This is a genomic window from Pseudanabaenaceae cyanobacterium SKYG29, from assembly GCA_025055675.1.
Lineage (GTDB): Bacteria > Cyanobacteriota > Cyanobacteriia > Pseudanabaenales > Pseudanabaenaceae > M5B4.
The window spans coordinates 59434-83030 of record JANWWT010000006.1 but is presented as its reverse complement, the minus strand read 5'-3'; the positions used below and the strand labels follow the sequence as shown (position 1 = coordinate 83030).

Here is a 23597-nt window from a genome sequence, read left to right as displayed (position 1 = left end):
CCCTGCAAAAGCTCCCCAATTTCTGCCATTTGTGCTAAATTAATAGAGTTTTTTCAATTCACACATCTGGGGATTCGGGTGCTTGTCACGCCCAGATGCCAGGTCAAACCCGAACACAAGGAGCGAATATGGCAATTATTACCCTCAACGAACTGTTAGAGGCAGGAGTTCACTTTGGGCATCAAACCCGCCGCTGGAATCCTAAAATGGAGCCTTACATTTTTACTGAGCGCAACGGTGTCCACATTATTGACTTAGTGCAGACTGCTCAGTGCCTGGAGGAGGCTTACAACTACATGCGGCGTATGACGGAGCAGGGCAAGAAAACCCTATTTGTGGGTACGAAGCGCCAAGCAGCAGGGATCATCGAGGAAGAGGCTAGACGTTGCAACAGCTATTACGTCAACCAACGCTGGCTGGGGGGTATGCTCACCAACTGGGCTACCATCCGCACCAGAATTGACCGCCTCAAGGAGCTAGAACGCCGGGAGGAAACTGGGGCCCTGTCTCGGCTGCCTAAAAAAGAAGCATCCCGCCTGCGGGCAGAACTAGAGCGCCTACGCAAATACCTCAGTGGGATCAAAACCATGCGCAAGCTCCCTGACATCGTGGTGATTGTTGACCAGAAGCGGGAGTACAACGCTGTCCAGGAGTGTCAACGCCTACAAATTCCCATTGTGGCAATGCTGGATACTAACTGCGACCCCGATTTGGTCGATGTGCCCATTCCCAGTAACGATGATGCCATTCGCGCGGTCAAACTAATTATTGGCAAACTAGCCGATGCGATTATCGAAGGCAAGCAGGGGCAAACGATCGATTATGATGCGGAGGGCACACCCTACGAAGGCACAGTGGAAGGGGAGGAAGTGGATTTATCCGACCTAGATATTGGTGCAGAAGATGACGATATGTAACAATGGAGAGCGATTGTAGGGAATAAGGTCATGGCTGAAATTTCACCCCAGTTAGTTAGTGAGTTGCGTAGTCGGACGCAGGCGGGCATCAAGGACTGCAAAAGAGCCTTGGAGGAAAGCGATGGGGACATGCAAAAAGCGATCGAGTGGTTGCGCAAGCGGGGCATCACCAAGGCCGGGGAAAAAGCCGATCGCACTACCGCCCAAGGCATTGTCCACAGCTATATTCACTTCGGTAGCCAGGTAGGTGTATTGCTAGAACTCAACTGCGAAACGGATTTTGTCGCCAAACGGGAGGAGTTCAAGGAGCTGGCAGATAACATCGCTAAACAAATTGCTGCTTGCCCTGGTGTGGAATATGTCAGTGTGGCACACATTCCCCCTGAGGTGGTGGAAAAGGAAAGAGCGATCGAGTCTGCCAAGGATGACATTGCCAACAAGCCCCCTGCTGTACGGGAAAAGATCGTCCAAGGACGGATTGAAAAGCGCCTTAAGGAAATGAGCCTGCTGGATCAGCCCTACATCAAAGACCAGACGATTACTGTTGATGAATTGATCAAACAAACGATCGCGGTTTTGAAAGAAAATATCCGCGTGCGGCGGTTTGTACGCTATGCCGTGGGTGAGGAAATCCCTGGTGAAATTGTCCCAAGCGCGACTCAACCAGAAGCTAGCAAGCCTGCAGCAGTGGCAACAGCTCCTCCTGCTACGGAAACACTCTCAGCTCAACCCAGCGACGGGGTGGTAGAAGAAGCTTCCGCACCTACGGAAACAGTCTCTGCTCAGCCTACTGATGTGGTAACGGAACAAACTCCCGTGGTAGAAGAGGCTCCTGCACCTACGGAAACAGTCTCTCCTCAACCTGCTGACGTAGTGACAGAAGAGGCTCCTGTGTCCACGGAAGCAGTCTCTCCTCAAGCTGGAGATGTAATAGCAGAGGAAACAGCTAAAGCACCTGAGCCAGAGGAGAAACCCAAGGCAAAATCCAGCAGCAAGAAAAAGAAGAAGTAGTTGTCTTGCCTAATGTCCCAGGGCAAAACCGATCGGTTGGAGCAGGAAATCCGTGATCTCACCTCAGCCATTGCTGCTTTAGAGCATCGCATTCAGGTTCTCTATGGGGAGTATGCCCAGGTACTGGCACAGGTGGCGCGCAAACAGCTCATCCTCGCTGCTTTTAACATCTGCACCCATGTGTATCCCGCCCAATTTCTGCAGTTAGCTCCTTCCGATCGGCAGTCGTTGCAGTCGGGGGTGGTGGCGATTGCTGATACTTTGGGGTCGGCTCTAAGAGAGATTCTGGCTGGGGAGGTAGTGCACAAAGGGGCAGAGGAAATCGATCGGTTGCTGAACACCTGCCTAGAAGAACATGCCCACAGGGTGAATGCTCTGTTGCAGCAATTCCAGGTTTTGCCACCCCTTACGGAAAATACCCCCAGAGTGATCCTGCGTTTAGCGGAGATTGAGTTTACCGATCGCTATGTCATGTCCCAGCGGGGGGAACTACGGGTGTTAGTAGCACAACGGGAACGACTGCAGGGGCAGCTAGAGGAAAAACGGCAAGCTAAATTGGTGTTAGAGGCAGAGGAGGCTTGGCGATCGACGTGGACAGAGAGTTTGTAGGGAGGGTAGGCAATGACGGATGAAGTGACGCGGGCAGTGGCAGCTTTGTATGATGCTTATCCTTTTCCCCCTGACCCCGTGATCGATGAACCACCCCCTGGGCATAACTGGCGCTGGAGCTGGCAAGCTGCCTACGCTTTCTGTACTAACGGTCAAATTCCCCCTACTGACAAAGTTAGAATTCTGGATGCTGGGTGTGGCAGTGGTGTCAGTACGGAATATTTAGCCCACCAAAATCCCGCAGCCGAAATTGTGGCGATTGATATTAGTGCAGGAACACTAGCAGTAGCTAAACAAAGAATTGCCAAAACTGTGGGAGAAACCGATCGCATCCAGTTCCACCAGTGCAGTATCTATGATTTAGCCCAGATACCAGGGGAGTTTGAGTTAATTAATTGCGTGGGGGTATTGCACCACCTAGCTGATCCCGATCGGGGCTTAGCTGAGCTAGCCAAGAAATTAAAGCCAGGGGGATTACTACATCTGTTTTTGTATGCGGAAATTGGCAGATGGGAAATCAGCCTGATGCAGGAAGCAATCCAAATTCTCTTGCCCGACAAAGGGGACATTGCAGCGGGGGTAAAACTAGGAAGAGCAATTTTTGCCGCCCTACCAGAAAATAATCGCCTACTCCAAAGGGAAAAGACTCGTTGGTTTTTGGAAAACACCAAGGATGAATGTTTTGCGGATATGTATTTGCACCCGCACGAAATCAGATTTAATATTTATTCTTTGTTTGGATTAATTGACCGATCGGGTTTAGAATTTGCGGGGTTTTCTAATCCCAAGGTGTGGCAACTAGAGCGCTTACTAGGCAAAAATCCCGAGTTACTCGCCCAAGCCCAGGCGTTGCCCCAACGTACCCAGTACCGCCTCCTAGAATTACTAGACACCGACATCGCCCACTATGAATTTTTCCTGTACAAGCCACCCTTGCCCAGGTTTGCTATCGATCGGGACGAAGTTTTATTAGCAGCTAAACCCCTGAGACATCCCTGCCTCACTGGTTGGGAGAGCACTAGTTTATTCAATCCTGATTATGAAGTGATAAATCTCAGCCCAGCGGAATTTCTGTTTATGCAACAGGCAAATCAGGAACTAACCACCCAAGAGATTCTTGCCCAGCACCCCTCCCTAGATTTGCAAATAGCCCGATCGTTATTCCAGAAGCGCTTGATTTTGTTCCAGGCAAACTAACAGCGGTTCCATGCTATCGTAAAGCTAGCAAACCCGTGGCGGTGCTTCAGTCCCATGACCAACCAGGTGCGCTTTGGTATTATCTCTGACCCCCATATCACTCTACCCCACACCCTTTGGCACCATCCCAGCCGCTTTCATTTGTTGGAGTGGAGTATTCCTGCCTTTGAGATTGCCCTGGCTCACCTGCTGGACTTGGGAATTGATTTTTTGCTCCTGCCTGGTGACCTCACCCAACATGGAGAAGCGGAAAATCATCAGTGGTTAGCTGATCGGTTGCGGCAACTGCCTGTACCTGCCTACCTCATCCCTGGTAATCACGATGTACCCACTCCCCAAGCCCTTGCCCAATTCAGCTACTTCTACAGAGGGTTTGGTTACCGAGAGGGACAGTCTCCCCTTTGTTACAGTGCCACGATCGCGCCTGGTATTCGGCTGATCGGCTTGAACTCCAACTGCTTTGCCCCCGATGGAGAACAATTAGGTACTCTGACCACTGACCAACTGCAATGGCTCACAGAGGAACTGGCAGCCCACCCCCAAGACCTGATCTGGGTGATGATTCACCACAACCTTGTGCCTCACCTACCAGGACAGGAAAACAGCCACCTAGGTAAACGCTACATGTTGGCTAATGGGGCAGAACTGCTCTCCCTCCTCCAGCGGCACGGGGTGAAAGTGGCATTTACGGGCCATCTCCATGTGCAGGATGTGGCTTATAGTGAGCAGTATGACTTCTACGACATCACCACGGGCTCCACAGTCAGCTTTCCCCATCCCTACCGCCACCTCACCTACGAATTCCAGGATGACCCTAAACAGGGACAACTGCATATTCAATCCTTCCGCGTCCAATCCGTACCAGGCTGCCCCGACCTGCAACAGTATTCCCGGGAGTGGATGGGGGAACGATCGGGTGTTTTTCTTAGAAAGTTACTAGTACAAGCCCAGCTAAACTTGTCAGAAGCAGACATTGACAAATTTCTGCCCCACCTGCGCTATCTATGGGCTGATATTGCCAACGGCGATGCTCACTTTTCCTTTCCCCAGTTCCCCTCTCCCCTCAAAGACTTCGTCGAAGGTTTAAGCGACCGCCCACCCGCTGACAACGAATGCACCCTGCACCTTAGTTAAGAGGCGATCGGTTAGAATGCTGAGGGAGAGAGTAATGGGCAACCCTAGAAGCGATCGATGTTTGATGAAATAACAGAGAAATTTGAACAGGCGTGGCGGAAACTAAGGGGTCACGATCGGATTACGGAGAGCAACATTCAGCCTGCGATTAGGGAAGTGCGGCGGGCACTGTTGGAAGCGGATGTCAACCTACAGGTAGCCAAAGAATTTGTCGCCAAGGTGAGCCAGCGTGCCCTGGGAACAGATGTGGTCATGGGCGTTACGCCGGAACAGCAATTCATCAAAGTTGTCTACGATGAGCTGGTGGCATTGATGGGTTCAGAAAACGTTCCCCTCGCCCAGGCAGACCCCCCACCCACTGTGGTACTGATGGCAGGATTACAGGGGACAGGGAAAACCACAGCCAGTGCTAAGTTGGCGTTGCATTTGCGCAAAATTAACCGATCGGCTCTTCTGGTAGCGGCGGATGTCTATCGTCCAGCAGCGATCGAGCAGTTGATCACCCTGGGGAAACAGATTGAGGTGCCGGTTTTTAGTTTGGGGACGGCAGTTGATCCCGTCGAGATTGCCCAGCAAGGGGTAGCTCAGGCAAAAGAACAGGGCATTGATACAGTCATCATCGACACAGCGGGGCGCTTACAAATTGACGAAGCCATGATGGCAGAATTAATCCGCATACGGGATGCGGTACAGCCGACGGAAGTGCTCCTCGTGGTAGATGCCATGACGGGGCAAGAAGCCGCCAATCTCACCCGCACCTTCCATGAACAGGTAGGTATCACTGGTGCCATTCTCACCAAATTAGACGGTGACACTAGAGGGGGAGCAGCCCTCTCCATTCGCTATGTATCTGGTCAACCCATCAAGTTCATTGGCACGGGGGAAAAAGTAGAAGCCTTAGAACCCTTCCACCCCGATCGGATGGCATCGCGGATATTGCGTATGGGAGATGTCCTGACCCTGGTGGAAAAGATGCAGGAGCAGGTCAACCTAGAAGATGCCGCCAAGATGCAGGAGAAAATCCTCAGTGCCCAATTTGACTTTGAGGACTTCCTGAAGAATACGCGCATGATTAAGAATATGGGGTCATTTGGCAGTATTCTCAAAATGATTCCCGGGATGAAAGTCAACGAAGCCCAACTCCAGGAAGCAGAACAGAATCTGAAACGGGCAGAAGCTATGATTGCCTCTATGACTCCCGAAGAGCGGCGTAATCCCGACCTCATTGCCCGCAGTCCCAGCCGCAAACAGCGTATTGCCAAAGGTTCAGGCTATCAAATGCAGGATGTCACCAAGTTAGTGGCAGATTTTCAGAAAATGCGTACCCTCATGCAGAACATGGGACGGAATCAAATGTTAGGCATGGCACCACCCCGACCTGCTGCCCCCGCTCCCAATTACGGCAAGAAAAAGAAAAAGCGTAAAGGTTTTGGTGAACTGTAAATACATCCCCGACAGCCAAGCTTAATACTACCAAGGTTTGGCATAGCTATAATACGTAGGTGCCATTCTTGTACTGTTGCCATGGAAGTTACTCCCACGATCGCCATTGCTCATCTTGGTTGCGACAAAAACCGTGTTGACACAGAGCACATGCTCGGTTTATTAGTGCAGGCGGGGTTTCGTGTAGCAGATGATGAACAACTGGCAGACTACGTGATTGTCAACACCTGTAGTTTCATTGCCGAAGCAAGACGGGAGTCAGTACGGACCATTTTAGAGTTAGCGGAATGTGGCAAACGGGTGGTGATTGCGGGGTGCCTGGCGCAGCATTTTCAACAGGAACTGTTAGCAGAAATTCCCGAAGCGGTGGCTTTAGTGGGCACAGGCGATTATCACAAAATTGTGGAAGTGATCCAAAGGGCAGAAGCAGGAGAGCGGGTCAATGCTGTGACAGCAGAGTTGACCTATATTGCCGATGAAACTGTGCCCCGTTATCGCACCACTCACAGTGCGGTAGCCTATGTCCGCATTGCGGAAGGGTGTGACTATCGCTGTGCTTTCTGTATCATTCCCCATCTGCGCGGAAATCAACGATCGCGCCCGATCGAGTCAATTGTGCAAGAATGTCACCAACTAGCAGCAGAAGGGGTACAGGAAATCGTCTTGGTTTCCCAAATTACGACCAACTATGGTATCGACTTGTATGGACAACCCCGCCTAGCAGAACTATTAGTTGCCCTGGGGGAAGTAGATGTACCCTGGATACGGATGCACTACGCCTATCCCACAGGGTTAACACCCAAAGTGTTGCAGGCAATCAAAGATACACCTAACGTTTTACCCTATTTAGATTTACCTTTGCAGCATTCCCATCCCGAAGTCTTGCGGGCAATGAATCGTCCTTGGCAGGGCAGAGTCAACGATCGGATCATCGACCAGATTAAAGCTGCCTTACCAGAAGCAGTGCTGCGTACAACTTTTATCGTTGGTTTTCCAGGAGAGACAGAAGCACATTTCCAACATCTATTAGACTTTGTAGCAAGACACCAGTTTGATCACGTAGGCGTTTTCACTTTTTCCCCAGAGGAAGGAACACCAGCCTTTACTTTACCTGATCAAGTACCTGAAGCAGTTAAGCAAGCAAGAAAAGCAGAACTAATGCTGAGGCAACAGCCAATTTCCTTAGCACAGAATCAAAAAGAAGTTGGTAAAGTTGTCCAAGTGTTGGTGGAAGAGCAACATTACGAAACCAAAAAGGCAATAGGTCGTTCTGCTAGGTTTGCCCCTGATGTTGATGGTGTTGTTTACATTGAGAACGGGGAACGCTGTCAGATAGGGGAATTCTGCCAGGTAGAGATTACAGGTTGTGATGTCTATGACCTCTACGGCAGATGTGTATAGTCAGCTAGAGTTAGTCTTTCCCCAGGCAAACAGGATAAGACCCTATGTCATTTTTAATATGATTGCCTCCGTTGATGGCAGAGGGGGAGTAAAATTTTCCAGTGCTACCGATCGGCGGGTCATGGCACAGTTGCGCGCTGCTGTTGATGCGGTAGTGTGGGGTGGGGGCACAATTCGGTCTGACCCCATTGCTTTGCGATTACCCAATGACCTAGCTCACCGATCGCCTATAGCTGTCATCTGGACGAGATCAGGTATGCTGCCTCTGGAGCATCCCCTGTGGCACAACCAACGATCGGAGCGTCTAATTTTTACCATGACCAGAGCTACAAACCTGGCAGGAATACCTGCCCAGATACACCAAGTTAACTGCCTAACCGAGATGTTATTTATTTTATGGCAGAGCTATGGAATTAAAACCTTATTAGTAGAGGGGGGAGCTACACTTAACTATCTGCTTTTATCAGCAGATATAGGAGAAGAACTGTTCTTAACCCTAGCTCCTGTTTTGAGTGGAGATAACAGCCCTACCATCTTACAAGGGGGTTTGGTTAGGGGGATTAAGTTAGAATGCTGCTCAGTTAAACAGATCAACAACGAAATCTATCTACGCTACAGGATCAAATGGGGAGAATCCCCATGACAGCCCTAGCCAAAGAAGGCAGGTAATTTCACGTAGCTAGTAGTCGGAACAGTTGTATCTAATCGCGTTTCTGTACAGAAAGTAGCAGTTGTAATCCCCCCCAACCATTGCACGGTACTAGTCCGTAACCGCACATTAGGTTCCGTAAACCAGAAGCGCTCGATCGTGTGCATAGAGGGATATTCCGTAATCAATACCAATTCACAATCATTGTCCATATGGTAACTACCCGCCACAGGCACCGTCTCCGCATAACCCCGATCGCGCAAAAGCTTACCCCGTTGGGGAGCCGCGGGGTCTGGAATCAGAGCAAACAAAGTGGAACCCTCATGTTTTTCCCCTTCTTTATCCCAAGCCATCGAACCATTCCAAGTGACATAAGCCCCCCCGATCGCCAGTTGCGGGTCAACTTCATGGAGTTCACAGGTACTAATAATTTGGGGATGGTCAGCAGCAAGGGCTGTAATTTCAATGTAGGATTCCCCCGTTTCCGAGCGTTGAAACGCCAGGTGATGAGTAGTACGCCGCGACAGCCATCTGCCACTACTGCGTTGGAAAAATTCCATTACATCCATAATCAATCTTAGTCACCAAACTCCTTTATTTTAATCCAAGTTGCTGTTCTGCCCATTGGAGGATGCTGCGCAGTTGTTCCGTAGAAATTGGCTTTGTCAGGTATTCATCCATGCCACATTCCAGGCAATATTGGCGGTCCTCTTCATTAGCATTGGCTGTCATAGCCACAATGATGGTTTTCCGCTTAGTTTCCTGTTGGCGAATTTGTCTAGTAGCATTGTAGCCATCCAAACCAGGCATCTGGCAATCCATAAAAATCAAGTCATAGTTAGACCACATAGCCACTGCCTCTACACCACTACTGACAACATCAATTTTATAGCCCAGTTTCTCCAGTAATTTGCGCGCCACCAACTGATTGGCAGGGTTATCCTCCGCTAGTAAAATTTTGAGGGTTTGAGGAGTAGGGGACGCAGTTTGGATAGTAGGAACTGATTTGGTAGCTTGCTTAGTAATTTTCTGTAGCAGCTGTTTCAATCTGGCACCCCGCAAAGGCTTAGTGATAAAATAATCGAAGCCCTGTTGTAAATAGTTTTTTCCCTGATCGATTTGATGGGCAGACACTAACAATACTAATGGCGCTGAGTTAACTTGTTTTACACTAGCAGCAGTAACATCTGTCAGTAGGCTATCAATGAATATTGCATCTACCGGATCACTAGTTAATTCACTGAGACTGGCAATGACCTTAAATCTGACTCCACAAACCAAGCCCAACTCTACTACTGCTTGTACCGTGTTTGTCAGGGGTGTGAGTAAAATACAGTGATAATCTACGGGAGGAAGTGCAATAACTTCGGCAATAGTAAATGGCACTTGTAAACAGAAAGTAGTACCCTGCTCAGAAGACTCTAATAAGCTCAAGTTTCCCCCCAACAAACGGGCAAGGCGATGGGAAATTGATAGACCCAATCCTGTACCACTATAGTTAACATCCCGCTGGAAAAAAGGTTGAAATAGGCGGTCGCGAAATTCCACAGGAATCCCTATACCTGTGTCAGATACTTTTGTGTTAATAGTTACTAACTCAGGAGTTTGCTCCTGTAGTTCTACCCTCAGATTAATTTCCCCTCTCTCAGTAAATTTGATCGCATTATTGACTAGATTGATTAGAATTTGCTTAAACTTTCTGGTGTCACCCCGTAATTGCATCTCTAAACGGTGATCAATCCAAGCATTAATTTCTAAACCTTTGCGGTGGGCTGAAGGAGCTAACATTGCTATAACCTCTTCTACAGTAGGGCGTAGCTCAAAGTTAACTAGGTCTAATTTAACTTCCCCTGCTTCTAGTTTGGAAAAGTCTAAAATATCGTTAATCAAGGCAAGGAGAATTTCCCCGCTAATTTGAATACCCTCAATCAGTTCTTCCTGTTCAGGGGTCAGATTAGTATCTAACAGCAATTCCGCCATCCCTAATACAGAATTCATTGGTGTGCGAATTTCATGGGTCATATTGGCAAGGAATACACTTTTAGCTTGGGAACTCCTGATTGCTTCTGCTCTTGCCTTTTCTAGGGCAGCAGTCATCTCCCTAACTTCTGTAATGTTTCTGCCACAAAAAATTAACTCATAACTATTGTTGCTAATGGGAATACGGGCACGGGAGAAAGCAATCACTGTATTATTGATTGTCACTTCGGAGTTGTCCCCCGCAACTTGGATCTGACCTTTGGTTAAATTGGATATACTTTGCCCAACTATGTTATTACCCCAAATTTCCCGCGCCGCTTTATTGGATAGCTTAACTATTCCTGCTTCTGTAGTTACTAGGATTATATCGGCAATGCCATCGATAACTTGTTCCAGGTATTTCTTGCTATTAGATACAGCCTCCATTAACAGCAGAGTTTCATTTGCCCGCTGGACTAACTCCTGTTCTAATTTCATTCTTTCTGTCACATCTTCAAACACGAGCAAGATTGTTTCATTATCTGGATCAGAGATAAATAGAACATCAAAGAAAATTTCCTCGCGCCTGATGCCTTTCATTTCAAAATGGGGAAAGTCCTGGAGTAACAAACTAATGAGCACGCTCTCTAACCCCACTAACTCAGGAAAGGAATGACGAGCATCTATATTGAAAGCAAGTCTCGTGGTAGGTTCAGCAAATCTCTGCAAGCCACTGGAAAATTCTTTAATTCTAAAACTCCTATCGATGGACAAATATTCTAGCTGGCGCGGGGCTAGCAGCTTTTTGAACAGAATGTTCATGGCATTCCCCCTAAAATTTTCTGGCTTAGTTTATAAAATAACTCATCTACACCATAACCTGTTTTCGCCGAAGTCATGTGTGCCTGGGACACATTAGGGAGCTGGTCACTCACTAAGTCGTATTTGTTGAGAGCAATAACGATCGGTTTGTCAGGATTGATACTGTAAAATTGGCGGCAATGGTCATCAATGTGATCGATTGTGTCTGGTCTGGTGGCATCAGCAACAATAATTGCGCCTGCTGCTCCTTGCAAATAAGTAGAACTGACTGCCTTGAATTTTGTACTTCCTTCCAAGTCCCAAATCACCAACTGAATGGCTAAACCCGACTCCAGGTTGACTAATTTACGAGAAATTTTTACCCCCACTGTGGTTAAATACTGATCGGAAAAAGAACGATCGACAAAGCGGCGAATAAGGCTAGTTTTCCCTACTGCAAAATCTCCGACCAGGCATATTTTTTGGGTCAATACACTCATTTTGCCCTAGACAAATGACAGAAACTAGGAGTTTAGCATACACCGTAGGGTTAATCATAGATTTTGTTCCCTCTTTTGCCTAGAGTCTTTGCAAAAAATTTACTCGCTTCCGCCCCGCCCCCCCAACAAAGCAATCTTTTGGGGACTAGTTCCAATTAACTCCCCTTGCTGGTTTGGTTTTGTGTCATAAATGGTTACATTTTTCCCTTGCCAACCTAGGGGTGGGGGAAAGCCCGCTTGGGTAAGCAATTGTCGATCGATAATTAGGCGATAACGCTTCTCTGGAGTTATGAGGTTAAACGCAATTTGCTGAGCATTAACGACGGAAAATCCCTCTATTTTGCCTTGGATAAAGCTAGATGAAGTTACAGGCGCAGTAGCTGTTCCACCACAAAAGCGCTTGACTACGGGTTTGGTGAAATCAGCACAACCTAACACTGCCTCCACCCGTTGGGTAATTTTACGGAACTCGGTGTAATCAACCTCTGGACTTTCCCCAAACTCTGCCTCGGATTTAATGTTTGCAGGAGCTGAGACCAATGCTTCTTTGATTTGCTGCCTTTTTGTTGGCGATAATTGGGGTGACAAATACACAGACGGACCTGGTATCTTACGACTAATGTGAATTAATTTGTATCTGGGATCATCTTTAATGCGCTCGTAAGCACCTGCCCCCGCTGCCACTAATCCTTTTAGTACCATTTCCCTAATGCTAGCGCCCCGATGCCCGTGGGTTACAGTCACGGTTTTGCCATATAGGTCGTAAACAGGCATGTAAAAACTAGAAGCAGAGTTAAAATCCCCCAGAGCAATTTTAGTAGAAGCATTGAGGTCTGCTAGGGAATTAATGGGACTATCTCGCCGCACAAATATGGCTGAGGAATAATAGGGTTCCCGATCGGGAAACATCCGCAACCCACTATATTCATAACCATTGTCTTTAGCCGCCATTGACAGCATGGGGGAGTAGGTAAAAACAATATCCCACTCTTTTTGGGCTATCTTAGCTTTTGCTTCTTGGTAAGGTATACCATCGTATCCGTTAACAACTACCTCATAGTTCTTGTTGTTTTTTGCTCTGAGGTAGTCCCGTAAGTAATCCGCTAGTGGTTGATATTTCTTGGGAGCATCTAGCACGCCTAGACTCACAACTTGCTTTTCGCCAGCAGGATTAGCCACTGGTGAACTCTGGGGTTTAGTTGGGTTAGCAAAACGCTGTGCAGCTGGTCGCCAAAAAAAGAGGGCTATCACCCCCCCAATCAGCAAAGAAATAAAAGCAGATAGCAGGAAAATTATGGTCTCTTTCCGATCGACACTTTCTCGCCCGTGTTTCATATCTGTAACTCCCTTGACTACCAGTAGTAGATTTAGGAGTAATGCTTGCTTCACCCCCCCTGGATATACTTTATAGCAGTCTGTACGTCCTTATCTCCTCTACCTGAGCAGTTGATAACTATGCGGTGGGCAGGTGTTAGTTGGGGACAGAGTTTTTCCAGGTAGGCAAAGGCATGGGCGGTTTCCAGGGCAGGAATTATCCCTTCTAAACGGGCTACTAATTGAAAGGCAGCTAGGGCTTCTTGGTCAGTCACACTGTAATACTCGGCTCTGCCACTGTCTTTGAGGTAGCTATGTTCTGGTCCCACCCCTGGATAATCTAACCCCGCACTGATGGAATGTGCTTCCTGTACCTGTCCTTCCTCATCCTGTAATAGGTAACTCATTGCCCCATGGAGTACACCAATTTTGCCCTTGGTGAGAGTAGCAGCATGCCGATCGGTGTCTATGCCTTCCCCTGCTGCTTCAATGCCAATCAATCGCACAGCGGGTTCCTCGACAAATTCATGGAACAGCCCCATGGCGTTGGAGCCGCCCCCTACACAAGCCAACAGTACATCCGGTAAGCCGCCCCACCTCTCTAGGCATTGTTGCCTTGTTTCTCTGCCAATCACTGCTTGGAAATCCCGCACAATCATGGGGTAGGGATGGGGCCCTGCTACCGATCCCAAAATGTAATGGGTAGTTTCTACATTGGTCACCCAATCTCTAATTGCTTCGGAGGTGGCATCTTTCAGCGTGCCGGTGCCTGCACTCACAGGTCGGACTTCTGCTCCCAATAGGCGCATGCGAAAGACGTTTAATTCTTGCCGCGCCATGTCCTCCACTCCCATGTAGATTACACACTCCAAGCCAAACCTAGCACAGACCGTGGCAGTAGCTACCCCATGCTGTCCTGCCCCAGTTTCCGCGATAATCCGCTTTTTCCCCATCCGCAGAGCTAGCAACACTTGTCCTAGGGCATTGTTGATCTTGTGGGCACCAGTGTGGTTGAGGTCTTCCCGTTTGAGGTAAATCTGAGCGGAGCCATAGTGCTCTGTTAGCCGCTGGGCAAAATAGAGGGGGGTAGGTCGCCCCACATACTCCCGCAGATAACGATCGAGTTCTGCTAAAAATTCAGGGTCTTGCTGGTATTGCTGCGCCGCCTGTTCCAGTTCCTCCAGGGCACTCATCAGGGTTTCAGGGACATACTTGCCGCCAAAGATACCAAACCGCCCCAGCCGATCGGGACGGGAAACAATACCAGCTGTCATAGGTAGAGGGAAAGACAATAGTTCTATTCTAATTTAGTTGTGGCTTGCAGTCTAGCCCTAGCGCGCTTGAGCGCCCGCTCCGCTTGCATTTTCACCAAAGGGTCAGGGTTACCATTGGCAACTTGCTGATAGTGGGCTTCTGCTTCCGTGAATTCCTTTTGTGCCTGCTCTGGGTCGATCGTATCTCCCATCTCGGCTTCGTTGACCAAAACAGTCACTTCGTTTTCCTCAATCTCGGCAAATCCTCCCAATACAGCGATTGCTGACCAGTGATTCTGCACCCGATAGCGCAGTACACCGTAGTCCAAAGCAGTCATCAGGGGAGCATGGTCAGTCAAAATCCCTAATTGCCCCGTGGTACTGGGGAGCACCAGTTCTTCCGCAGCTTGGTCAAGAATCACCCGATCGGGGGCAAGTACACGAACCATCAATGTCATAGGCGGCTTTAGCTTTGCATCAAGGAGATCATAGCTTGGTTTGTCACTGAACGGCTAAAAAAGCTGGCTCTTCTCCTCTCGCTCGCCTCTGGGCACATTCTTGCTCAATCCAACTCAGTATCTGGGCAAGGGTCAATGCTTCAGGTTGGGTGTTTAACTCCTGGGCAATTGTGAGTAACACTAGCCGTGCCTGGATCACCAAGCGACAGAGGAATTTTTGATAGGAAGGCAAGTTGGTGGCGCTCACTTCATCCTGCCTAGTGTCAGGAAAATCGAGGTCTTCCCCCTGCCAGGGCAAATCTTGGGCAGTGATAAACCACTCAATGATGTCCCCCACCTGTAAATCAGCGATCGACTGGGAGCGGGTTTCACTAATGTGCTCTAGTAGATGCCATGCCATTACCGCCAAGCGAGTAAGGAATTTCTCTCGCCCACTGAGGGCGCACTGATCGATTTGCTGTACCTCCTCTAAAGTAAGAAAATCCATTACTGCAAACAATATTCTGCTAATTCTTGCCCCAATCTTTGCCCCATCAGACTGCTAGCACGGGCAGCATCCATCAAGGCATTGAGAGCAGCTTCGTCGTTCTGTGCCCGTTGTCCCTTTTTTAATAGCTCATTGGAACTGTTAAAGTAGCTAATATAGCGCCCCTGTAAAGACTTTAACTTGGCATCAGTTAGGTTCAGCTTTTTCATCCCCACAATTAACCGATCGGTCAATTTGATCGCTTCCCCAATATTCGGAGACATCTCATAGCCCCGCCCCGCCTCCTGAAACACATTGGCAATCGCCAGGCACTCACTCAGGCGGTCTTGACTACGCCCCGGCAGACCTACACCGATCGCTGCCAAAATCACTAAACCCCAGACCTTGTTCATAAACTAACCTCCCTAGTTACCTCTAGTATAGTGGGGCTTTGACAATACAAATTTCTTATGAAAGCTATCCCACCTATGAAGCCAAATAATATCATAAGTAAAACTTATAAAAACTAATATCTTAGGAAGTTATACTCATAGGTCTTCAGAGCTGAAAGTCTTTCTGGGAGACGATCTTACGCCAATAGGCATAATTTATCTGCTTTGGGGAGGAGAGAAAACTTTTTCTAATGGGAGTGATTGATTTTGCAGTAGGGAGCGCTATGATGCAATTGCATACTCTATTTGATCTATGGAGAGGAAATAGTTCTATGGCGAAAACCTATAAAGTACGTTTATACAACCCTGACCAAGGCTTGGATGTCACCCTCGATGTCCCCGAAGATGAATACATCCTGGATGTAGCGGAAGCCCAAGGTCTGGACCTGCCCTACTCCTGCCGTGCGGGGGCTTGCTCTTCCTGCGCTGGCAAAATCACCAACGGGGGCGAAGTTGACCAAGGGGATCAGTCCTTCCTGGATGATGAACAAATTGAAAATGGTTACGTGCTGACCTGTGTAGCTTACCCCCGCTCTGACCTAGAAATTCTCACACACCAAGAGGAAGCTCTCTACTAGTGATTTAGGTCTTAACTTTTGCCCCCTGGCTACAGGGGGTTTTTTGCGGGGAACTGCAACTCGATTTAGCCGTCTTGTCTTGTAGTTCTCTACCAAGGGTGCGATAGTGATGACCTACAGCCTATCGTGGTCTGCCGTGTCTGAACCCCAGCCTTCCAGCACCGATTTAGTCCGTTTGTGTCAACAGGGTGTCGCTCCCAATAAAGACGATTTTACCCGTCTGATGCGCCGCTACCAGCACCACGTTGACCAGTTGTTGTATAAACTAGCCCCGGATTGGAACGATCGGGCAGATTTAGCCCAGGAAGTTTGGCTCAGGGTTTACCGCAATATTAAGCGTCTGCAGGAGCCAGAAAAGTTTGTCGGTTGGATTAGCCGCATCACTACCAATTTATTCTATGACGAATTGCGCAAACGCAAGCGCCAGCAACCCTCTATTTCTTTGGATGCCCCCTTACCTGTGGGAGATGGCGATTTAGAGTGGGATTTACCCAGTGATGACCTCAGCCCTGTTGATCATCTGTCCCGCCAGGAATTTTATGAGGAATTGCAAAGAGCGATCGCTACCCTGCCCCGTGCCTTTCGCGAGACAATTACCTTACGGGAGGTAGAGGGTCTATCCTACGAAGAAATCGCCCAAATTACGGGTGTATCGATCGGTACAGTAAAATCCCGCATTGCCCGTGCCCGCCTGAAGTTGCAGTCTCTGTTAAAATCCTATTTGGGAGCGTAGGAGCGTCTATGATTGACCCCGAAAAGTTTGCCCTACTCAGCAGTTATTTGGATGGTGAGGTATCTCCCCAAGAAAGAGCGCAAGTAGAAGAATGGTTGCGTTCTGATCCCCAAATGGCTTCGTGCTATCGACAGCAATTGAGACTTCAACAAATGTGGCGGGTACCTGTTAACAATACTATTTCTGCTACATCCGTCAGTGCTACTTGGGAATATATTCAAAGGCGACAGCAACAGCGCTGGTTGACTAGGACTTTAGCTGTGCTAGGTATGTGTCTGTTGGCAGGGGGAGGAGTATTTGTGTCGCAACGCTATAGTTGGCAGCAAGCACAGGAAGAACCCTTAATTTTAGCCTTGGAACAGCCTTTGTTACCCATGCCTAAGGAATTACTGCAGGATTGAAATGTAGTAGTTTGGGCTATCAAAAATAGTGTAGGGTTGGTATTTGTTTTAATAACTGTAGATTATTATAAATGGCTACATCTATGCTTACAATGGTACACTTTTTCTTCAGTCTCAGTGGTCAGGCAAAGTAGAAAACGGATAATAGCATTTGGTTGGTATGGTGGGAAGTATTCCCATCTAGACTGGTTGTTGCCTATGTTACCGAACTGCCACCACTATTGCGAGCCCTTTGGTGGTTCAGCGGCTGTGTTGTTGAATCGGGAACCATCACCCGTAGAAACTTACAACGATATTGACGGCGAAGTTACTAACTTTTTTCGGGTCCTCAGAGATGAACCAGAACTTTTAATAAGAGCAATTGGTCTCACACCTTTTTCACGGGAGGAATTTGCTATAGCCTGTGAAGTTGATCCCTGTTTGGAACCTTTGGAACGTGCCAGAAGGTTTTATGTGCGCGCTCGGCAGGTACGGACGGGCTTGGCTCAATCAGCAACCCTTGGACGGTGGGCTAATTGCAAAAATACCAGTAGGTCAGGCATGGCAGGTGCGGTCTCTCGCTGGTTAGGAGCAGTGGAAGACTTACCAGAAATAGCGTTGCGTATTTTGCGAGTACAAATTGAAAATAGACCTGCTATTGAAGTTATTCGCTTGTATGATTCACCTAACACTCTGTTTTATTGCGACCCACCCTATGTTCATCAGGCGAGAGGTGATTGCAGTGCTTATGCCTATGAAATGAGCGATATAGAACACCAAGAATTAGCGATGGTACTAAATTCTGTACAGGGCTTGGTAGCTATTTCAGGTTATGATTGTCAGCTAATGCGTGAGTTGTATACTGCTCCCAAGTGGCATAAAAATATTGCACCAACTAAGACTATACATTCGACTAAAGGCGAAAGAACAGAAATTTTATGGACAAATTATGATCCAGGTAAACTTAGGTTCGAGCCACTTTTTAGAAATAGTTTATGACTACACCAACTACACCAGATGAGATTCTTACTCAAATTCTTAAGCGGGCTGCTACCCAGACAAATTCAGTTATCACAAATGATGAAATTCGTAAACGAATTGAAAACGCGTGTCGAGAACCTAGCAACAGAGCCTGTGCTAGATTTCTAATGGCTTGCCTGTTAGCTAAAGTACATCAGCCCCATGTTGATCCTCGCAAACCATATACAGAAATTAATGCTCCTGATGCTTTTTCTGGTCGTGTTTATGACGAAGAGTATATAGCCAATTTTATTCGGCAAAATCGCCTGCCTCTTAATTCAACAACTGCGTTTCTAACGCCAGCTTTTCGCACAATCAATCAGCCCTTAACAAAAAATATAGATTTAGTTGGTAACCCTAGAAAACTTTACAGGGAAACCCTAGAATTACTTGATGATGTTTGTCAAAATAGAGTAACGGCAGAGGAGGTTCTGACAGAAGTAATACGTGTATTATTACTTATGCGATTCGAAAATCAAAACAGAATAAGTGATTTACTTAGCAGGCGGACATACAAAGATAATTTACCTCTATCGTCAGAGGAGATTGTTGATTTAATTGAGCAACATCTTAAGTGCAGAAACTCTTCTAGATTACCTGTTTTAATTGTAGCTGCTGCTTACAATTCCGTGGGAGAAAAGCTAGGGGAAAGATTATTACCTCTACAAAAGCACAATGCTGCTGATACTCAAACAGGATCACTAGGTGATCTGGAAGTATCTCTCACCAATGAGGACTCAGTGGTAACAATTTATGAAATGAAAATGAAACGGGTAACATTAGGTGATATTGATAAAGCTGTGGAGAAAATTGCTTCATCTAGCACTAGAATACACAATTATATCTTTATTACTACTGAAGTAATTAGCAAGGAAGTCAAGTCTCAAGCAAAAGGCTGCTACGAACAAACTGGCGGTACAGAAGTTGCTGTACTAGATTGCATAGGTTTTCTACGTCATTTCTTGCATTTTTTCCATAGATCGCGTGCTAAGTTTTTAGATGCTTATCAAGAGTTAGTTTTGAGTGAGCCAGATAGTGCGGTTAATCAGTCTCTTAAAGAAGCATTTCTAATTTTGAGGCAAGTGGCAGAGTCGGACAGGGAATAAGATACCAAGTTTTATTGTATTGCTTGGTAAAATTGCTGGTACTCAGGGGAGTTTTCTCCATATATATCAATAATGTGTTCATAGCAACACTCAATGGCAAATTCATCCAGCTCCTCAGGAAGTACACCGTAAAGTTCCCAAAATACAGAGGCTTCTACACGACAGAAGTAGGGACGGTCGTTATAAATTTTGCACTGTCTGGTAGGGTGATCAAAGTGAATGCACCAGCCATCTGTGCCAATTAGGGAGTAATATAGTTCTAGCTGCTCTGGGGTTAAGAATTCCTGCAAGTAGGGACGCTCCTCTGGATTGAGATAGCAACAAGCCCCACAATTTTTCACACATTGCCACTTAGCCATCGCTGCGCCAGTTGAATTTTAAGTTGATTACATAGTTCCAAGCGGTGGAGACTCCAATTGCTAGTAAATTGGCTACGCCTATTACTACTCCCAGTTTAGCAAAAAATAAAAAGGTGGCAACGTTGATGACTGCCCCGATCGTGCAGGCTAGATTAAATGCTCCAAAGCGCTGTAGTCGCTGTTTAGGAGAGGTTTTACCGATCGTTGTATCGCGAAAAGTCCAGAATTCATTGCCGATGAAATTATTAATAATGGCAATTTCCACTGCTAGAATTTTACTGAGTAAAATAGGCAGGTTAGCTAGCTCCGTTTTGGTAGCTAGGAGAGAAAAACCGAAAATCCGACTACAAATAGCGAGGACGAAAAAATCAACTACAACCCCACTCAAACCCACGACAGCAAAGCGTAAAAATCTACCCAAGGGTGCCACCTTTCCTCTGCCTACAGCGAAGCGCAAGCTAAGCAAGTGCCTAATGTATTGCTCATATTGCCGCCACGTTACTTTACTACTCCCTTCCCGTCTTTCCCGAAATGTATAGGGTACTTCTTTGACTTGGTCAATCTGACCCCGCGCCATCACTTCTAGGAGAATTTTGTAACCAATGGGAGATAACTCACAGTCAGCAATTGCCGATCGTTTGACTAAAAAATAACCACTCATAGGGTCACTCAAACATCCAGCAATTTCCGGTAAAATCCACAAAGCTAGGTTCACTGCTCCCCGGGATAAAAATTGTCTAATGCTATTCCAACTGCCGACGCTACCACCCCTGGTATAGCGACTAGCTACTACTAAATCCGCTCCCTCTGTGATGGCTGCCCACATATTTTTCAGTGTTGCGGGCGGATGTTGCAAGTCTCCATCTATTACTCCTAAAATTTCTCCCTGTGCCATCTGCCAACCACATATGACAGCGGTAGCTAATCCCCGCTCTCTGGTGCGCCGTACTACCTGCAACTGCTGATAATTACTCTGCAGAGATTGGGCTAATTCCCATGTCCCATCGGGACTGTCATCGTCGACAATTATTATCTCAAACCGATCGGGTATGACTTCAGCCAAAATCTCTACTAAAGCACTGACCAGAACTGGTAAATTTTCTCGCTCATTGTAGGTGGGAACTACCAGCGATAACTGACAGCGAGGATTAAACTCAGGCGTTATTTTCATTAGAACAGTAGACAGATGTGTTGCAAATTGTAAATTAGTGTAGCCTATTGTGCCCCTTGTGAGAGGCTATATTCTAGTGATAATCCCACAAATCATGGACTACGAAATTAAGTTTAAGCCCGCCTTTGCTAGTCTATTTGTCACTTTGCAACCAGGGGAAGCGATCGTAGCCGAACCAGGGGCAATGGTAAGCATGGATGCGGGCATAACTATGACTACGCGGATTGATTGGAACAGTTTTTTACTGGGTCTATTGGGCGGCGAGTCAATTTTTATCAATGTGTTTAAGAATACTGCCCACAAACCCCAAACGATCGTGTTTAGTACCGCTAACATTGGTGATATGGCTAGCGTGGAGATAGACAATAGGGGTTTATGTGTACAATCGGGGGGCTTTGTTGCCTGTACACCTGATGTAAAACTAGGAGCGCAGTGGGCAGGTTGGGCGAGTTTCTTTGGCGGTGAAGGATTATTTCGCTTAAAACTGACAGGCAGGGGCAAGGCATTTATTGGTTGCTTTGGTGCCATTTCGGAGCGGCAAATTCCAGGAATATTTGTTGTAGATACTGGACATTTAGTTGCCTATGACCCTGACACAAAAATTAAAATCCGCTGGGCGGGGAGTTGGATTGGTTCAATTAAGTCAGGGGAAGGTTTAGTTATGGAATTGACAGGGAGGGGCAAAATCTACTTGCAATCCCGCAGTGAAGATGGTCTAGTGCGCTTTTTACGACCCAAATTCTAGGAGAAAAGCATGGAAATTGAACTACTACACGACACTAGTAGCCGCATTGCCAAAATTACCTTAAGCCGCAATGAAACTTTACTAGCTGAAGCTGGTTGCATGATTGCCATGAGTGAAAATATGGGGGTGGAAACTACCCTAAGGCGGGGCAGAGGGGGCGGAGTTCTAGGGGGACTCAAGCGTTTGTTGGGGGGAGAATCCCTCTTTCTCAGTGTATTCCAAGCTGTAGGTAGGGAGGCGGAAATCTACATTGCTCCTAAATTGATGGGGGATATTCTCATCTATGAAATGACGGGCAAGGAATTAGTGATTCAAGCAGGTTCTTATATTGCCTGTGCTGATTCTGTGGAAATAGATTTGGGCTGGCGGGGCTTTAAGTCCATGTTTGCGGGAGAGTCCCTCTTCTGGCTATCTGCCACAGGTAGGGGTACATTATTGCTGAGTTCCTTCGGTGCTATTTATGAGGTGGATGTGGATGGGGAATATATTGTAGATACGGGCAATATTGTTGCCTTTGAAAATACTTTGAATTTCACGATCGGTAAACCCCCTGGCTCCAATTGGATCAGTACCTTCTTAGGAGGTGAGGGTTTAGTTTGTCGCTTTAAGGGGCGGGGAAAACTCTTTTGCCAAAGTCATAGTCGTCATCGCTTTGGCTTGGAAATTGGACCCCAATTGCCCCCTCGTTAATTTTACTGTTCCCGCATTGCTCGCACTAGTTCCGCTGCTACCTCAGGGCGGGAAAATTCTGGGGGTGGGCATTCCCCACGGCGGAGCATCTCCCTGACCTTTGTCCCCGATAGATGAATACGCTCCTCTGGCTTGCTAGGGCTGGTTTTGGTCGTAGCCATACTTTGGGTGCGGGTGCAGTAGAAGGCGTGCTCAAACATTAAAGGCGTAATCCCCAGCTCTTCGGGACGAAATTCCTGAAAAATTTTCTGGGCATCGTAGGTGCCGTAGTAGTTCCCCACCCCCGCATGGTCTCGTCCCACGATGAAGTGGGTACAACCGTAGTTTTTGCGGACAAGGGCATGGAAAATTGCTTCCCGTGGTCCTGCATAGCGCATAGCAGCAGGGTTGATAGCCAGAATCACCCGATCCTGGGGGAAATACTTGTCAATGACAATTTCATAGCAGCGCATGCGCACATCGGCGGGAATGTCATCGCTCTTGGTGGCGCCCACCAGGGGATGGAGGAATAGTCCATCGACAATTTCTAGGGCACATTTTTGGATATACTCATGGGCGCGGTGGATGGGGTTACGGGTTTGAAAGCCCACGATTGTCTGCCACCCCTTTGCCAGGAACAGCTGCCGTGATTGGGCAGGGTCGATTTGATACTGGGGGAAGAGGGGATGGGGATGACGTTCTAACAGCCAAATGTCACCCCCTAGGTAAACTTCGCCTTGTTCGTAGAGGACTTTTACCCCTGGGTGCGCTGCATCCGTAGTGCGGTAGACAGCCAGCGCTTCCCTTTCCTTGTCATAGGTAAATTTTTCCCGCAATTCCAAGACCCCCCAAAACTCCCCCTGGGGATTGTTGAGGCGAACAACGCTGTCTAGGGGTAAACGGTCTGCCACCTCCTTGGACACCGACAGAGTAATGGGAATTGACCAAGCCAAGCCATTATCTAGGTGCATATCCTCCACTACCGATCGGTAGTCCTTGGCACCCATAAAACCTGTCAGGGGGCTAAACCCACCAATGGCGATCATCTCTAAATCGGAAATCTCCCGCTCAGAGAGAGTGAGGCTAGGGAAACGATCGGACTGCTCTTGCAGAGCTTGTCGCTGGGTGGGAGTACAGATGCGGTCAACAAGGGTGCCCCCATGGGCAGGAATTACATCAGCCATAGACAATCCTGGTACTACAACCAGACATACTAAAACAAAACTAAGCCGCCTAAAGTAAGTTACCAAGAAATTGGGTCTAAAGCCCCGC

26 protein-coding genes are annotated in these 23597 nt (G+C 47.6%); 15 read left to right on the top strand and 11 right to left on the bottom strand.

Features of this window, described 5'->3' with window-relative positions; all coding sequences use genetic code 11:
* Nucleotides 1-128 precede the first annotated feature (128 nt).
* The 8 genes from rpsB to NZM01_10455 all read left to right on the top strand — a co-directional run bounded on the left by rpsB (nt 129) and on the right by NZM01_10455 (nt 8355).
* Entirely contained in the window at nt 129-917 is a 789-nt protein-coding gene (rpsB, locus tag NZM01_10490) for a 30S ribosomal protein S2 (GenBank protein MCS6960460.1), read from the top strand.
* A gap of 30 nt (nt 918-947) precedes the next feature.
* Nucleotides 948-1928, top strand: coding sequence for a translation elongation factor Ts (tsf, locus tag NZM01_10485; protein ID MCS6960459.1), 981 nt, complete (start codon nt 948-950; stop codon nt 1926-1928).
* 12 nt (nt 1929-1940) lie between these two features.
* Entirely contained in the window at nt 1941-2537 is a 597-nt protein-coding gene (locus NZM01_10480) for a hypothetical protein (protein ID MCS6960458.1), read from the top strand.
* Nucleotides 2538-2549: 12 nt separating this feature from the next.
* Entirely contained in the window at nt 2550-3734 is a 1185-nt protein-coding gene (locus tag NZM01_10475) for a methyltransferase domain-containing protein (GenBank protein MCS6960457.1), read from the top strand.
* Nucleotides 3735-3788: 54 nt separating this feature from the next.
* Nucleotides 3789-4868 carry a metallophosphoesterase gene (locus NZM01_10470; protein MCS6960456.1) on the top strand — a complete coding sequence of 360 codons (1080 nt, stop codon included), beginning with the start codon at nt 3789-3791 and terminating at the stop codon, nt 4866-4868.
* 57 nt (nt 4869-4925) lie between these two features.
* Nucleotides 4926-6311: a signal recognition particle protein gene (gene ffh / locus NZM01_10465; protein MCS6960455.1), complete on the top strand. Its 1386-nt coding sequence runs from the start codon at nt 4926-4928 to the stop codon at nt 6309-6311.
* 81 nt (nt 6312-6392) lie between these two features.
* The gene (rimO, locus tag NZM01_10460) at nt 6393-7712 is read left to right on the top strand and encodes a 30S ribosomal protein S12 methylthiotransferase RimO (protein MCS6960454.1); all 1320 of its coding nucleotides are present in this window, start codon (nt 6393-6395) and stop codon (nt 7710-7712) included.
* Nucleotides 7687-8355: a RibD family protein gene (locus NZM01_10455; protein MCS6960453.1), complete on the top strand. Its 669-nt coding sequence runs from the start codon at nt 7687-7689 to the stop codon at nt 8353-8355. Before rimO ends, NZM01_10455 begins: the two co-directional genes overlap by 26 nt.
* 5 nt (nt 8356-8360) lie before the next feature.
* Here NZM01_10455 and NZM01_10450 read toward each other — a convergent pair whose 3' ends face one another.
* The 8 genes from NZM01_10450 to NZM01_10415 all read right to left on the bottom strand — a co-directional run bounded on the left by NZM01_10450 (nt 8361) and on the right by NZM01_10415 (nt 15525).
* Complete coding sequence (locus tag NZM01_10450) at nt 8361-8930, bottom strand: phycobiliprotein lyase (GenBank protein ID MCS6960452.1); 570 nt, start codon at nt 8928-8930, stop codon at nt 8361-8363.
* 25 nt (nt 8931-8955) lie between these two features.
* Complete coding sequence (locus NZM01_10445; protein ID MCS6960451.1) at nt 8956-11142, bottom strand: response regulator; 2187 nt, start codon at nt 11140-11142, stop codon at nt 8956-8958.
* Nucleotides 11139-11621, bottom strand: a complete 483-nt coding sequence (locus tag NZM01_10440) for a GTP-binding protein (GenBank protein MCS6960450.1) — start codon at nt 11619-11621, stop codon at nt 11139-11141. The genes NZM01_10445 and NZM01_10440 overlap by 4 nt, the downstream gene beginning before the upstream one ends.
* A 99-nt stretch (nt 11622-11720) precedes the next feature.
* Nucleotides 11721-12956 carry a phosphate/phosphite/phosphonate ABC transporter substrate-binding protein gene (locus NZM01_10435; protein MCS6960449.1) on the bottom strand — a complete coding sequence of 412 codons (1236 nt, stop codon included), beginning with the start codon at nt 12954-12956 and terminating at the stop codon, nt 11721-11723.
* 50 nt (nt 12957-13006) lie between these two features.
* Entirely contained in the window at nt 13007-14209 is a 1203-nt protein-coding gene (trpB, locus tag NZM01_10430; protein MCS6960448.1) for a tryptophan synthase subunit beta, read from the bottom strand.
* A gap of 23 nt (nt 14210-14232) precedes the next feature.
* Nucleotides 14233-14646 (bottom strand): ATP synthase F1 subunit epsilon, encoded by a 414-nt coding sequence (atpC, locus tag NZM01_10425; protein ID MCS6960447.1) that lies wholly within the window; start codon nt 14644-14646, stop codon nt 14233-14235.
* A 43-nt stretch (nt 14647-14689) separates the two neighbouring features.
* Nucleotides 14690-15133, bottom strand: coding sequence for a hypothetical protein (locus tag NZM01_10420; GenBank protein MCS6960446.1), 444 nt, complete (start codon nt 15131-15133; stop codon nt 14690-14692).
* Complete coding sequence (locus NZM01_10415; protein ID MCS6960445.1) at nt 15133-15525, bottom strand: hypothetical protein; 393 nt, start codon at nt 15523-15525, stop codon at nt 15133-15135. The genes NZM01_10420 and NZM01_10415 overlap by 1 nt, the downstream gene beginning before the upstream one ends.
* A gap of 311 nt (nt 15526-15836) precedes the next feature.
* Here NZM01_10415 and NZM01_10410 point away from each other — a divergent pair, with 311 nt between their 5' ends.
* The 5 genes from NZM01_10410 to NZM01_10390 all read left to right on the top strand — a co-directional run bounded on the left by NZM01_10410 (nt 15837) and on the right by NZM01_10390 (nt 19381).
* A complete protein-coding gene (locus tag NZM01_10410) occupies nt 15837-16142 on the top strand; it encodes a 2Fe-2S iron-sulfur cluster-binding protein (protein ID MCS6960444.1) in 306 nt (101 codons plus the stop codon).
* Nucleotides 16143-16251: 109 nt separating this feature from the next.
* Complete coding sequence (locus NZM01_10405; GenBank protein MCS6960443.1) at nt 16252-16875, top strand: sigma-70 family RNA polymerase sigma factor; 624 nt, start codon at nt 16252-16254, stop codon at nt 16873-16875.
* A gap of 8 nt (nt 16876-16883) precedes the next feature.
* On the top strand, nt 16884-17276 hold the full coding sequence (locus NZM01_10400) for a hypothetical protein (GenBank protein ID MCS6960442.1): 393 nt from the start codon (nt 16884-16886) through the stop codon (nt 17274-17276).
* A 117-nt stretch (nt 17277-17393) separates the two neighbouring features.
* Nucleotides 17394-18254, top strand: coding sequence for a DNA adenine methylase (locus tag NZM01_10395; GenBank protein MCS6960441.1), 861 nt, complete (start codon nt 17394-17396; stop codon nt 18252-18254).
* Complete coding sequence (locus tag NZM01_10390; GenBank protein ID MCS6960440.1) at nt 18251-19381, top strand: hypothetical protein; 1131 nt, start codon at nt 18251-18253, stop codon at nt 19379-19381. The genes NZM01_10395 and NZM01_10390 overlap by 4 nt, the downstream gene beginning before the upstream one ends.
* A gap of 11 nt (nt 19382-19392) precedes the next feature.
* On the opposite strand, the gene NZM01_10385 is transcribed toward NZM01_10390, so the two are convergent.
* Both NZM01_10385 and NZM01_10380 read right to left on the bottom strand, forming a co-directional pair.
* On the bottom strand, nt 19393-19740 hold the full coding sequence (locus NZM01_10385; GenBank protein ID MCS6960439.1) for a YkgJ family cysteine cluster protein: 348 nt from the start codon (nt 19738-19740) through the stop codon (nt 19393-19395).
* Nucleotides 19733-20911, bottom strand: a complete 1179-nt coding sequence (locus tag NZM01_10380; GenBank protein MCS6960438.1) for a glycosyltransferase — start codon at nt 20909-20911, stop codon at nt 19733-19735. Before NZM01_10380 ends, NZM01_10385 begins: the two co-directional genes overlap by 8 nt.
* A 94-nt stretch (nt 20912-21005) precedes the next feature.
* Here NZM01_10380 and NZM01_10375 point away from each other — a divergent pair, with 94 nt between their 5' ends.
* Nucleotides 21006-21656, top strand: coding sequence for a TIGR00266 family protein (locus tag NZM01_10375; protein ID MCS6960437.1), 651 nt, complete (start codon nt 21006-21008; stop codon nt 21654-21656).
* Between the two features lie 9 nt (nt 21657-21665).
* Nucleotides 21666-22346, top strand: coding sequence for a TIGR00266 family protein (locus NZM01_10370; protein ID MCS6960436.1), 681 nt, complete (start codon nt 21666-21668; stop codon nt 22344-22346).
* A 2-nt stretch (nt 22347-22348) separates the two neighbouring features.
* On the opposite strand, the gene sat is transcribed toward NZM01_10370, so the two are convergent.
* Nucleotides 22349-23509, bottom strand: coding sequence for a sulfate adenylyltransferase (gene sat, locus NZM01_10365; GenBank protein ID MCS6960435.1), 1161 nt, complete (start codon nt 23507-23509; stop codon nt 22349-22351).
* Between the last annotated feature and the right edge of the window lie 88 nt (nt 23510-23597).